We start from the raw sequence: 13410 nt of genomic DNA, 5'->3' as shown, positions 1-13410 counted from the left end.
ACCAGTGAACTCTATAAGTTTGGTTTATTTGGTAAATGAGTGTTGGCGTAGGGGGCTTTCCATTATATCTCTAAGCTGTTGCAGTGCGTTTCAGGATAAGGTCGGTTTATGTTTGATATTCTTTCACATTATTGGCCGCATATCCTCGCAGTCCTGTCGATCATTCTGGGTGCAGTAGCTGCAATTCACGCCACAATGACGAAAGACGAAGTCCGCACCGCACTTGGCTGGGTTGGCGTCATCGTGCTGTCGCCTATCGTTGGGGCCGTGGTTTATGGTCTGGCTGGCGTTAACCGGATCAGACGCAATACGCTCAGTCATCAACGCGAAAATCTTGGCAATATAGCACTCTATCATCTGTCTCATTTCGACACGACCAATGATCGGGTGCGCGCAGCCTTTGGCCGACAGTTTGGCGCGATGAAAATCCTCGGCGACACTGTCAGCCTTTATGATTTCACCAGCGGCAACAATATCCAAATGCTGCAAACCGGCGACGAAGCCTATGATCAAATGCTGGAAGCCATTGCTAAGGCTGAACGCAGCATCATGCTCGAAACCTATATTTTTGATCGTGATGCGATTGGTCAGAAATTTGCCGATGCTCTGGAAGCAGCAGTTAAGCGCGGTGTTGAAGTGCGCGTGCTGGTCGATGCCGTGGGCGCACGCTATTCCATTCCGAGCATCGTCGGGCTGTTGAAGGAAAAAGGCATTATCGTTGATGTCTTCAACGGTAATATCATCATGGGTCTGCGTCTGCCCTATGCCAATCTGCGCACCCACCGAAAGATTCTGATCGTTGATGGCAAGCTCGCTTTTACCGGGGGCATGAACATTCGCGGCGCTTTTGTGAAAGCAATCGCTGGTGATGCGGTAGCATTTGACACGCATTTTCATATCGAAGGCCCGGCGGTTGCGGATCTGTTTCATGTGGCGTCTGAAGACTGGCGCTTTGCAACGGGCGAGCTTTTGACGGGCGATGCGTGGAGCATCGTTGCACCAAACGATCCACCGGGAACAGGGAAGCTGATCCGTGTCGTTGGTTCTGGGCCGGATAAGAATATCGAAACCAACCACCGCATGATGATGGGCGCGTTTTCGATTGCGCAGGAGCATATCCTGATTATGTCGCCCTATCTGCTGCCGGACCGTGAGTTCATCAGTGCGCTGATCACAGCAGCGCGGCGCGGGGTTTCCGTCGATGTGGTTATTCCGGGCGTTAACAATCTCAAGCTGGTGGATCGCGCCATGCGTGCGCAGTTCGATCAGTTGCTCAAAGGCGGTTGCCGCATCTGGCGGGCCGGTGGTGCCTTTAACCACTCCAAGCTGATGACTATCGACGGCGCATGGTCCTATGTCGGCTCATCCAATCTGGATGCGCGATCGCTTCGACTGAACTTTGAGATTGATCTTGAAATTCTGGATCGGGACGTGGCGCTTCAGGTGGAAGAACGCATCGGCAAGGCGATTGAAACCAGCCGTGAAGTCAACCTCACACGGCTTAAAAACCGCCCATTCCATGAGCGGCTTATCGACCGGATTATCTGGCTCGGATCGCCTTATCTTTAATTCTCAATGGTAGAGTTGCTGGTCAGCAGCGATGGATTGAACTCTTCCAAAAGCTGCGAAGCAGTTCTGAGATCAAGATGCGCTTTGATAGGCAAATGATCCGACGCCATACGCGCGAGCGGCGTGTTATGCACTTCGACTGCCGTTATCAGATTATGTGGTGTGCCGAGAACGCGATCAAGCGCGAAGACCGGAAAGCGTGACGGGAAGCTTGGCACTGCCGTTGCGACATGGTTGAAAGTCGGCATCAGCGAAGCCAGCGACGAGTTTTTGCCTATGCGCCATTCGTTGAGATCACCGATCAAGAGGGTTGGCAACGTATCGGCTTCTTCCAAGGCTGAAAGGATGCTTTCGGCTTGCTGCTGACGCGAGCGCTTTAAAAGCCCAAGATGGGCGGCGATCACTCGCAAAAGGCCAGATGAAAATTGCAGGTCTGCCACAAGCGCGCCGCGAGGCTCAACGCCGGGTAAGGAAAGCTGGCGAACATTGCGCACCACGCCTTCGCGAAACAGCAATATATTACCGTGCCAGCCATGGCCCTTCGGCATGGTTGAAGTGATCGGCACAGGCACGAGACCGTGGCGCTTTTCCAGCAAACCGAGATCAAGCAGACCGGAACGCTCACCAAAGCGCTTGTCGGCTTCTTGTAGCGCGATCACATCCGCATCGATCTCACTGATGACATCGGCGGTGCGCTGCGGGTCGAATTTTTTATCCACGCCAATGCATTTATGCACATTATACGACGCAATCGTAATATCGCCTTCTGGCGTATCGGGATGATGTGGTCGGAAGCCGGGCCGGTTACGGATTGCAGTCAGTATCTTTGTTGAAATCCGACCCGGTGTTTTCTTCTTCTGCACGCGTTGCTGCCTCGTATTATGATCCGAAGAGTATCGTTACTCTTAAATAGGGCATTTTGCAGTTTGAACAGTATTTATATTCTATTTCGTGATGAAACGGATGATCCGATCAGTCAGGCCGGTATAGGGCGGCTTGATCATATCCGTTGAGGCGGGCGTATATTTGTTCAGTACCGGCATGGCTTTGGAGAATGTCAGAAAGCCGTCATGTCCGTGATAATGCCCCATGCCACTTTGCCCGACGCCGCCAAAGGGCAGATCACCGCAGGCAAAATGATAGAGGGTATCATTGATGCATACGCCACCGGCCACGACTTGCGAAAGCACGGTTTCAATTTCTGCCGAATTATCGCTGAAGCAATAAAGCGCCAAGGGCCGCTCATGGTTCAGAATAGAGGCAATTGCCTCATCAATCGACCGATAGCTGATGACCGGCAGCAGCGGGCCGAAAATCTCCTCATTCATGATTGCGCTGGTCGGCGTTGGTTCAAGAATAAGCGTCGGTGTCATTAGCCGTGGATGGCTCGGCGTTGCGGCTTCGTCCAATAAAGGCATGACGGCTTCGCTTTTGCTTCTTGCGTCATCAAGCAATCCAGCAAGACGTGAATGCTGCATCTCATTGATGATCGTCGTGCGGTCTGCTTGAGCCGTCTCGCCGCTATAACGCTTTTGCGTTTCTTCTCTTAACAAGCCCACAAATGCATCGCGCTTGCTGTGATGGATAAGCACATAATCTGGCGCAATACAGGTCTGGCCAGAGTTGAAATATTTGCCCGTCGCAATGGATGCAGCAGCACGCTTTATGTCGGCGCTTTCACTGACAATGGCAGGTGACTTTCCACCAAGTTCCAGTGTGACGGGCGTAAGGTTTTCAGCTGCTGCTTTCATGATCTTGCGACCTACGGCAGTTGATCCTGTGAAGAACAGATGATCAAAGGGCAGGGCGGAAAATTCAGCTGACAGTTCGGCATCACCCAGCGCAACCGTGGCACGGTCTTCTGGAAACACATCGGCAATCAGCTTACGCAGAAATTCGGACGTATGCGGTGTATGCTCGGAAGGTTTCAAGAAAACGTGGTTTCCGGCGGCGATTGCAGCAACGAGTGGAGCAAGTGCGAGATTGACCGGATAATTCCACGGCGAAATAATGCCGACAACACCAAGCGGCACAAAACGCACTTCGGCCTTCGCAGGCCAAAGCTTCCAGCCAGCCTTGCGGCGCTGCGGCTTCATCCAGCGTTTGAGATGATGCAGCGTGTGGTCGATTTCGGCAAAAACGACACTGGCTTCACCCAGCAGTGTTTCATGGATCGAGCGATTGCCAAAATCCGCATTGATCGCCTTTGCCATATCCTCAAGGCGCTCATGCAGCAGCTTACGCAAAAGCCGCAGATCATCGACACGCTGCTCATAGGAGGGGCGGTCGTCGAGCCAGCTTTGCCGTAAACGCTGAAAGGTCGTGCGAAGCTGAGTATCAGCGCTCATAGGCAAAGTTCTCGGTTGATCGGGCAAAGAGGAATTGTGCTGCATAATACGTGCTTAAGACCCAAAATCCAGCCAACGGGATTGGCGTGTGGAAGCGGTTGAAGGCCAGCAACGTGTCGCTTGCCATGAAAAATAGGCCACCAGCGGCAGCAAGCCATGCGCTATAACGCGATGTGGTTTCGGGCGGCATTGAGATTGCGCGGCTGAAAGCCTGCGCTGCCATAACTGCAAGCGCAATCGCATAGATAACAACCGGAATTTTCATGGCATTGGGCAGGCTGGTCCAAAGGCCCGCTATAATCGCAATTGCAAAAACGGTAAATATTACAAAGACAAGCTTGTTGCCTGCGAATTTCGTATTGCGACACAGCGCATAGATATAGATGCAATGGGTGATCAGAAAACAGATGAGTCCTGCCAGAAAATAATCGCCCGGCAGCATCAGAAATAAGTCACCCGCAGCTGCAAATAAAAGACCAAAGGCAATCGTGAAGCCATAGGTTTTGGAGATCAGGCGCGGGGCTGCCAGAATAGCGCAGAGCAGCAGCAATGTTGCCGTGGGCTTTGTGAGATAGTGAAGCCAGCGCCAGAAAGCTGAATCATCATTTTGGCCCATGAGACTGCCTAAAATCGCACAGGCAGCACAGATGAAAAACAGTTTGAAAAACACACTATGGCGTTCAAAGTCGAACAGCTTCTTGTGTCGCATTTTGCTCCCCCATTGCTTTTGTCAGGCCGTTCCCTTGTTTTTCTGAGGCCTTCTATGTGGCTTACTGCTTGCTTTGCTTTTCTGCCTCACGCCGACGTTTACGACCCATGCGCTCGGCACGCGTGGAAAGTTCGCTGTTTCCTTCGAGATCAGATTGTAGAATGAGGCCATGCTCTTTGAGCCAGCGAATAATCTCGCCGAACTCAAGATCATAGGTAGGCTGCACCATCTGATTTGGTCCTCAACTTGCAATCACTTTCAGGCAGGATGCGCGGAGTTGCTGCATGTGGCAAGGCCCAAAGCTTTGCGATGCTAGAAAGCCTGGCGGGTTAACGTTTTATTAACCATTCGCTTTCACTATGAGGACATAACTGTTGCGGTGACTGCGGATGTACCAGCACTGTCGACAAAGAAAAAAGCCCGGTTTGGCCGGGCTTTTTTGTGTTTACTGTGTATTGTTTCTCATAAACGTTGCTTGGACGCATCGTCGAAGAAATGGCATTTCGGTGTTGAGAATGAAACATGCACCGGCTGGCCCACTTCCAATGCAATGCGCTCCCGCACGACCCAGGTAAGTTCCTGGCCCTGAATATCCAGGACAACGTGCGTTTCAGATCCGGTTGGTTCCACAACCTTCACAACTGCTTCAATGTCGTCAGCACTGCCAATTGAAATATCTTCAGGTCTGATGCCGAAAACAACCTTTTTACCAACAGCATCAGACGGTGCACCAGCGACATTTATAATCAGGCCGCTTTCCAAGTTTAGCTGGTTTGCATCTTTGAGCGTTCCGCTAAAGAAGTTCATTGCGGGGGATCCAAGAAAGCCTGCAACGAAAACGTTCTTCGGGCGGTCGTATAGTTCTAACGGCGAGCCAATTTGCTCAACTTTGCCAGCGTTCAGCACCACGATTTTGTCGGCCATTGTCATGGCTTCGATCTGATCATGCGTGACATAGACAATGGTCGTTTTCAGCCGCTGATGCAGGGCCTTAATTTCGGCACGCATTTTTACGCGAAGCTTTGCATCAAGGTTAGACAGTGGCTCGTCAAACAAAAACACTTTTGGGTTGCGTACGATTGCGCGCCCCATTGCAACACGCTGACGCTGTCCACCCGACAATTGTGCAGGCTTTCGATCAAGGAGCGGCTGAAGCCCTAAAATCTCTGCCGCTTCATTGACCTTCGTGGCTATGTCTTGCTTGCTGGAGCCTGCAAGCTCCAGCGCGAAGCCCATATTCTGGGCAACAGTCATTTGCGGATAGAGCGCATAGTTCTGGAAAACCATCGCAATGTCGCGGTCCTTGGGCTGAAGATTATTTACAACGCGCCCGCCAATGCTGATCTCTCCTGATGTGATGTCTTCAAGGCCTGCAATCATGCGCAGCAGTGTCGACTTTCCGCAGCCAGAAGGGCCAACAAGAATGACAAACTCGCCATCGTTAATCTCGACATCGACACCATGGATGATGTCAACTGTCCCATAAGATTTCTTGACATTCGCAATGCTCAACTCAGACATATGCAAACCTTCCTGATTTATTTCTTACGCCGTACACGCAGTGCCTGATATGGCTTGCGCGGCAGCGATACACCAAAGGCAGCGTCCGGTTTTCCACCACGCACGATTGCGCCATGTCGCACTGGATGGGTGATAGGAGCAGCGATCTTTTTCGCCGGCTCTATCGTCATTTCCCATGTGTCGATCAGATCAACTTCATAGTCGTCACTATCCATAGGAAGCCCGGATGACCACACAACAGGCTGGTGTTCACCAAGGTAAATCAGCCTGAAATCACCGTCGCCATCGCGTGCACCTGAAACGCGTGACCAGGGCCACTGTTTTGCAGGCGCAATGGGCTCCAGCCCATGTTTGACATCCGCTTCCAGAAGATCGCGAAGAAAGCCGATGCGCTTCCATGCTTCGCCGTGCAGCTTACCGCCCTTTGCCCACCAGATAAGATCATTGGCATCGGAATAGGTTTCACCGTGACCGACATAGCCACCGCGCGCCATTGAGATCCAATAACGGTGTACCAGTTCCTGTGGGGTCAAATTACCCCAGGATTCGAGAATGTCGCCTTCATATTCGGGTTCGTCGTTCACGACTGGCTTGCCGTATGTGTCACGCCATTCCTGTGTCTTTTTCACATCTGGGTTCTGAATGCAGATATGCGTGACCCAAGGTTTGCGGTGGTCATAGTTTGAATTGACATCGCCATTATGGATAGAGCGCAGATGCTGATAGGGGTCGTTCTCTTCCAGAATCTGGAAATATCGATCCCACTGTTCCATCGGCTTTGTGTCGAGCAAGAAGTCATACTCATTGGCGAGCGACCACCATACATTGCGATAGGCGGACAGGCGGGCAGCGAGATATTCGACATAGCGATAATCCTGCTCAGCGCTCATGTCTGCATAGCCCCACCGATCATAAGGGTGGAACATGATAATATCGGCTTCAATGCCTAGTTCACATAGCGCTGCAACCTGCTTTTCAAAATGCCTGAAATGCTCGGGATTTGGTCTGTCAAAGTTCTCTTTGCCGTCGGCATCTTTCTCAAAGCAGAGATGCAGAGGTTCGTTGGTATTATAAGGATAGTCTTTCGGGAAAACACCCATACGGATCTTATTGAAGCGCGCGTTTGCAAGCGTTTCCAGTGTCTCGTCCTGCATGTCGAGCGGCTGATGTGTCCAGGCATAGCAGGTCGTACCAAACGAAAAGAACGGCGTGCCATCCGCATAGGCGAAATGGAACTTGTTACGCACGCGAACCGGTCCGTGATTATTGGCTGAAGGCTGCGCTGCCTGAAGGGAGCCAGTTTTACCCTCAAGCTCCTTTGTTGCGGAGCGTGTGGTAAATGTCCATTCGCCTTCAAGGTCCGGCATAAATCGAAGACGATAAGTCCCATTGCCGTCATAGAAACCTGGAACGCGAACTTCACGGCTTTTATGTTTGAAAATGGCATCAAAGGCCACGTCGAGATAGGGATTGCCAGCGGAAGGTCCAGCAAAGGATGCTTCAAAAACACCCCATTTTTCGACGGTTGCACCAGACATGCGTTTTCTCCTCAGAATTTACTGAATGCTCGTTAGCCTTTGACCGCGCCAGAGGTCAGGCCAGAAACGAAATAACGTTGGAAGATCAGATAGACGATCGTAGCGGGAAGGACGGTCATCACGATTGCCGCATTTAACTGCCCGTAATCACTGGAGAATTGCCCCTGAAATGACATCAGTCCCAGCGGAAGTGTCCACATGCCCTGATCTTGCAAAAGCACAAGTGCCATCGCAAATTCATTCCACGTCGACACGAAGTCCAGAATGAAAAGCGCTGCGAGAACAGGCAGGCAAACCGGCAGAAAAATACGGCGGAAGATGGTAAAGTGGCTTGCACCATCAATCAGAGCTGCTTCGGACAACTCCTTTGGAATTCCTTTGAAGAAGCCATGCAGGATGAAGACCTGATAAGGGACGCCGAACGCAATGTAAGGCAGAATGACGCCAATATAGGTATCAATCAGCCCGAAAGAGTTTACGAGCGTGAACAGCGGAGCGAGCATGACCTGAAACGGAATCATCGTTCCAAAAACAACGATCAGAAGCAGTAGCTTATTGAATCGTAGCTTTATCTTGGCCAGGGCATAGGCGGCCATGGCAGACACCAGCAGTCCGATTGGAACCTTGATCGCCGTGATGATCACGCTGTTGAAGAACGAACTGGCAAAGCTGCCACGGTTCCATGCGCTTGAATAATTACCCCATGCCCATTCGACAGGTGGCATGAATGCCCCGGTACTTGTTACGGCGGCAGGTGTCTTCAATGATGTAAACACAATGAAAACAAAAGGGGCGACCCAGATGACAGCGATCACGAACAAGCTGATCCACAAGCCGATCAGCACCGGGTCACGTTGTATCTTAGACGGAGCTTGAGAGAGCGAAGTGGCGGTCACGATTCCAACTCCTCGTTTTTCTGCATCCAGCGCAGGTACGGAACTACAATTGTCATCGTGATCAGGAGCAGGACGACGGAAATTGCTGCGCCACGCCCAAAGTCGAAAATCTGCATAGCTTGTGTGAAGGCCCAAAGTGCCAGCATCTGCGTGCCTTGCGCTGGGCCACCACCGGTGAGGCCATAAACAATATCGAATGCTTTGAGTGATGAAATGATGGAAAGCACCAGAACGACGGTCATCGTTGGTCGAAGTGCGGGCAATGTCACATGCTTAAAGACTGCCCAACGCCCGGCGCCATCTATTCTTGCGGCTTCAATAAGCGTTTGTGACACGTTTTGAAGTCCGGCAAGGAACAAGACCATCGAAAAACCAACGGTTTGCCAGACATAGGCAACAAAGACTGAGTAAAGCGCGATGCTCTTGTTACCGAGCCAATCCTGAATCCAGGATTGCAATCCCCAATTGGTCAGCAACTGGTTAAACAGCCCGAAGAACGGATCGTACATCCATTTCCACATCGTCGCGACAGCGATCGGTGCGATGATAACCGGGAGGTAAAATATCGCACGCAGGCTGTTTCGGCCGAATATTTTCTGGTTGAGGCTCAATGCCAGCAACAAGCCGACGACAGGAGGAATGACGAGGCTCAACAATGTCCAGATGATGGTATTTTTGAAAGCAACCCAGAACACAGGGTCATTGGTAAATATTGCAGAATAGTTGGAGAAACCAACAAACCGGCGCTCAGGATCAAGCCCATTCCATTTCTGGAAGCTCATGATAATGACGTCGAGCATTGGATAGAGCGCGAACACGCCGTATATTGCTAATGCGGGGATCAGCAATATTGACGCTTGGCTACGTGGTGTCTGAATGATTGCTTTCAGCGACATGCTTTCCTCCAGGCAGCAATAAGCCGCCTTGATGATTGTGGTCCTGCGAGCTGCCTGAACAATATGCTCAGGCAGCCCGCATCCGGGGAGGATTAGTTTCGGGCCGTGATGAACGTTTGCATTTGTTTTGCGGCGTCATCGGAGGTCATGTCACCGGCAGCAACACTGTTGATAACGCGGAAGTATTCGGTCGTCACATCCAGCGGGAATGCCTGATCGCCGTTCATATAAACGGTGCCGTATTTGTTAAAAATATCAAGCCATTCAGCTTCGAGCGGAATTTGATTTTCGTATTTTACGTTCTTATTGACAGAGACTGCGCTGATCTGCCCGACGAGATCCTGCTGGACTTCAGTAGACAGGAAATAATCCAGGAATTTCGCTGCAATATCAGGGTTTTTGCTTTTTGAGCTGATGTAATTATACTCACCAAAGCCATAGAGGCGGCCGGTGTCGGTCGGGAATGTGAAAATACCATAATCATCCAGATTGACGCCGGTACCGTTCAACTGACTTACCAGCCAGTCTCCCTCCAGCATCATAGCTGCTCGCCCTGCGGTGAAGAGGCTGTAAGATTGCTTGTTATCAATGCCCATGAATGGCTGAAGCGTATAATCCTTCGTCCATTTACCGAATTCCTCAAAGGCATCCTTTGCACAAGGCTCCCCAGACCAGTCTGCCTGCATTGCCTTCAAAGCATCATGCTTTTCAGCACCACACTTTGTTTCCAGAATGACGTCCATCAGACGCATAACATGCCAATTGACCGATCCACCAAATGTAAAGGCGGGAATGCCGGCATCCTTGAGTTTTTGCGCGGCAGCCAGCAGTTCGTCATAGGTTTTCGGCTCTTCTGTGATGCCAGCTTGCTCAAATAATTTCTTATTGTAGTAAACTGCTTCACCCTTGAAGGTGAAAGGAACGCCGTGTTTGCCACCTGGATACAGGTCAGCAAAGGCCGCTGAGGCCGGGAGCAGCTCGTCTTTCCATTTATATTCAGTGTAATATTTATCGAGCGGCAGCGATAAGCCAGCTTTCACATATTCGCCGCCAAGTCCGAGACCCGCCCAGCTGAAATAAATATCAGGTCCGCGATTGGAGCCTGCTGCCACACGAAGCGCTGTTTTGTGCTCATCAATGGCACGCTGCACAATCTCGACCTGCACGTCAGGATTTGCCGCTTCAAAATCAGTCGCTACCTTTTTCAGTGCGACATTGGCGGCATTGTTATCAAAATTAAGCGTCCAGATCGTCAGCTTCTCGGCATGAGCGGGCGCTGTTGCGACGCCAAGAGCAAGCACACTGGTCAGGCTTATAGACTTCAGAATTGCGGATAGATTTTGCACTCGGTTCCTCCTCGCAACGGGTGGTTTCCACCCGTCCCATAACTGCACATCACCAAACATTCGATGTCGAAATCAGGGCCCATTGGTTCTCCTCCATCGGCCCGACCTCCCATCTAATTTCGCTAAACTGTCTAAACCTGTCAATACTTATTTCGTACACGAAAAAAGTATGATGAAAATAGCGGCTTGTTAGGTTATAAAGTGCATTAATTTCGCACATTTTTTCAAAAACGAAATAAGTTGCACCTGTGAGTAATTCGCGTCATGGATACGGCTGGAGGATTAATGGTTGGCTTTAAAGAGATATTTGATGATCACGAATCTCCCGTTGGAAAAATTCTCCGGACGGTCGCCAGCCTTGGTTCAGCAAGTGCAACGGATCTTGTAAAGAAGACGGGACTTGCACGCTCGACAGTCTCTACAATCCTGACGGAACTTAAAATCAACGAGGCCGTTCTCGAGACGGAAACGCGAAGCAGCGGTTTTGGTCGCCCTACCAAAATTATATCGCTCAACCCTTCCCAAGCTTATTGTGCGGGAGTTTTGTTCGGGCTCGCGGAAATACGTATCGCGGTCTGTGATCTGGGCCATAATGTCATTGCTGATATCTGGTTCGAGATGAGCGAAGATTACACCCCGCAAGAAGCTGCGATCTGCGTTCGAGACCAACTGGCTGTTGAATGTGCGAAGCTTAATATTGCAATTCGTGATTTGCTCGGCGTCGGTTTAGCGATTTCGGCCCCGGTTTCTTACGAAGGTACCGTGTTGAACGGTTCTATCCTGCCGACCTGGTGTGGCATTGATATTGCGGAGATATTTTCCGCTCATATCGACTGCCCACTGTTTGCAGAAAACGAAAGTCATTGTGGCGCGCTGGCTGAAATGACCTGGGGTGCTGCCATTGGTCTGAGTAATTTCGTTCTATACAAATTCGATCTTGGTATTGGCGGTGCGATTGTTATTGATGGGACGGTTCAGCGCGGTGCTTATGGCAATGCTGCAGAGTTTGGTCATATTTCACTCAACCCGCACGGGCCCCTTTGTAAATGCGGCAATCGTGGGTGTCTGGAAACCTATGCGGGTGGCTTTAATTTGATGCAGATGGCTGAGCAGGCCACAGGCGAAAAGCTTACCTTTGATGACTTTATCAGACAGGCACAAACAGGTGTTTCACCTTATGACCGGCTAATACAGGATTCTGCTGAAATGGCGGGCTGGGCGATTGGCATCACCTCTACCATATTGAGCCCGCCTGATATTATCATTGCTGGAAAGATTGCGGCCATCGGACCAAGCTTTCTGCGTTTGGTTGAGCAGAATTTCGAGAAACATGCTGTGCGGCCGCCGACACATGCACCGCATGTTCGCAAACCAAACTTCATCATTGGTAAGTTTCTACGTAATGACGATACCGTGCTGGGTGCAGTTGCGCTGGTTTTGCATCAACATGGGTTGATCGCTAAGCCTTAGTCACCTGAGAATGCTAAGCACTGCTCTTGAAATACTGGCTGACTTGTTGACGCAATACTGAGGGCGTAAAACCATACAGGTTTCGAAATGCCCGGCTAAAATACGCAGGGTCGTCGAAGCCCGCATTATAAGCAATCTGTGCAATGCCGGATTGATCACCACGCACAATTACTGAGCGCGCAACCTCGAGTCGCCGTTGTAGTAGATAGCGCGAGAAGGTGGTGTTCTCTCGCTTGAATAATTTTTGAATAGCGCGAGATGTAATGCCCTCGGATTGCGCTAATTGTATTAAAGAGAAATCGCTATTGGAAATTTGCTCTTCAATTTGTTCTTTAATAGTTTCGATGCGCCTGATTGGTGAAACCTGTTTATTTATGGCCTGCAGATTCTCAACCAACATTGGCAATAGCTGATAAAAATGTTGAACCATTGTTGCAGCATCGCGTTCGTTTTGATGCTCATTTTGCAGCAGATAACCTGCATAGGTCACCAGTAGCTGTAAAGGCAGATGTGTGAAAGGCAGGGGCTTGCCGAACAGTTTACCAATGTCCGGAATCTCATGTGTCGCTGCCTTTCGCGGAATATATGCGCAATCAAGGCGTCCACCTGTCGGTAACGTTAGCAAAAGCGGAGCGTCTGACGGAACAAAAACAACGTCACCACGCGCCATATTTATCCGGCTATCCTTTTGTTCTACCGAGACAGGACAGCTCATCGCTCTTAAAATTAAAATGCCTGCTTCTCGTGACCCCGGTGCGGATAAAAAGGTTCGATTGAGCGGGAAGTAGATCGTCGTCAAAGACAACAGAGGGTGTTTCCAGAATAGTCCGCGCACGGATGAAAGATCGCCGTTCGCTTGGGTTATCAAGGGGGTGCCCATCATATCGCGCAGGATCTGAAGGCAAGGTTGCAAACCATCAGGCACCCTTGAAGCTATATTTCCGAGTTTTTGCGGCATAATCGCTTCTGTCATTTCAACTCTCTACAGCCTTCGAGGTTCACTTTAGTCCCCTTCAGGTTCGCTTTTCTCCAAGCAAGGTTCCTATAGATTATTTAAATATGACTGCAATGGTCTTGTTTGACAATCGCGCATATAAGCGAGGCAATGCGTCTTCGC

12 protein-coding genes are annotated in these 13410 nt (G+C 50.5%); 2 read left to right on the top strand and 10 right to left on the bottom strand.

Annotated elements, in window-relative coordinates; genetic code table 11:
* Positions 1 to 108: 108 nt before the first annotated feature.
* Complete coding sequence (gene cls, locus ACOZHT_RS03650) at positions 109 to 1569, top strand: cardiolipin synthase (RefSeq protein WP_339509443.1); 1461 nt, start codon at positions 109 to 111, stop codon at positions 1567 to 1569.
* On the opposite strand, the gene ACOZHT_RS03645 is transcribed toward cls, so the two are convergent.
* The 9 genes from ACOZHT_RS03645 to ACOZHT_RS03605 form a co-directional block, all read right to left on the bottom strand.
* Positions 1566 to 2432, bottom strand: a complete 867-nt coding sequence (locus tag ACOZHT_RS03645; protein WP_339509444.1) for an endonuclease/exonuclease/phosphatase family protein — start codon at positions 2430 to 2432, stop codon at positions 1566 to 1568. The two genes, cls and ACOZHT_RS03645, sit on opposite strands and share 4 nt — an antisense overlap.
* Positions 2433 to 2513: 81 nt before the next feature.
* Positions 2514 to 3917: a coniferyl aldehyde dehydrogenase gene (locus tag ACOZHT_RS03640; protein ID WP_421565328.1), complete on the bottom strand. Its 1404-nt coding sequence runs from the start codon at positions 3915 to 3917 to the stop codon at positions 2514 to 2516.
* Positions 3907 to 4626, bottom strand: coding sequence for a lysoplasmalogenase (locus ACOZHT_RS03635; protein ID WP_421565327.1), 720 nt, complete (start codon positions 4624 to 4626; stop codon positions 3907 to 3909). The genes ACOZHT_RS03640 and ACOZHT_RS03635 overlap by 11 nt, the downstream gene beginning before the upstream one ends.
* A 61-nt stretch (positions 4627 to 4687) precedes the next feature.
* Complete coding sequence (locus tag ACOZHT_RS03630; RefSeq protein ID WP_339509447.1) at positions 4688 to 4855, bottom strand: hypothetical protein; 168 nt, start codon at positions 4853 to 4855, stop codon at positions 4688 to 4690.
* A gap of 233 nt (positions 4856 to 5088) precedes the next feature.
* On the bottom strand, positions 5089 to 6147 hold the full coding sequence (locus tag ACOZHT_RS03625) for a sn-glycerol-3-phosphate ABC transporter ATP-binding protein UgpC (protein ID WP_339509448.1): 1059 nt from the start codon (positions 6145 to 6147) through the stop codon (positions 5089 to 5091).
* 17 nt (positions 6148 to 6164) lie between these two features.
* The gene (locus tag ACOZHT_RS03620; protein WP_339509449.1) at positions 6165 to 7685 is read right to left on the bottom strand and encodes a DUF5060 domain-containing protein; all 1521 of its coding nucleotides are present in this window, start codon (positions 7683 to 7685) and stop codon (positions 6165 to 6167) included.
* A 32-nt stretch (positions 7686 to 7717) separates the two neighbouring features.
* Positions 7718 to 8584, bottom strand: coding sequence for a carbohydrate ABC transporter permease (locus ACOZHT_RS03615; protein ID WP_421565395.1), 867 nt, complete (start codon positions 8582 to 8584; stop codon positions 7718 to 7720).
* Positions 8578 to 9477, bottom strand: coding sequence for a sugar ABC transporter permease (locus ACOZHT_RS03610; RefSeq protein ID WP_339509451.1), 900 nt, complete (start codon positions 9475 to 9477; stop codon positions 8578 to 8580). Before ACOZHT_RS03610 ends, ACOZHT_RS03615 begins: the two co-directional genes overlap by 7 nt.
* A 92-nt stretch (positions 9478 to 9569) precedes the next feature.
* Positions 9570 to 10823 carry an ABC transporter substrate-binding protein gene (locus ACOZHT_RS03605; RefSeq protein WP_339509452.1) on the bottom strand — a complete coding sequence of 418 codons (1254 nt, stop codon included), beginning with the start codon at positions 10821 to 10823 and terminating at the stop codon, positions 9570 to 9572.
* 285 nt (positions 10824 to 11108) lie between these two features.
* Between ACOZHT_RS03605 and ACOZHT_RS03600 the strand changes: the two genes are divergently transcribed.
* Positions 11109 to 12293 (top strand): ROK family protein, encoded by a 1185-nt coding sequence (locus tag ACOZHT_RS03600; protein ID WP_339509453.1) that lies wholly within the window; start codon positions 11109 to 11111, stop codon positions 12291 to 12293.
* 13 nt (positions 12294 to 12306) lie between these two features.
* Here the strand turns inward: ACOZHT_RS03600 and ACOZHT_RS03595 are convergent, their stop codons facing one another.
* A complete protein-coding gene (locus ACOZHT_RS03595) occupies positions 12307 to 13266 on the bottom strand; it encodes an AraC family transcriptional regulator (RefSeq protein WP_339509454.1) in 960 nt (319 codons plus the stop codon).
* Positions 13267 to 13410: the final 144 nt, after the last annotated feature.

It is taken from the genome of Ochrobactrum sp. EDr1-4 (assembly GCF_049199085.1).
Taxonomy (GTDB): Bacteria; Pseudomonadota; Alphaproteobacteria; order Rhizobiales; family Rhizobiaceae; genus Brucella.
This window is presented reverse-complemented; position numbering and strand designations above follow the sequence as displayed.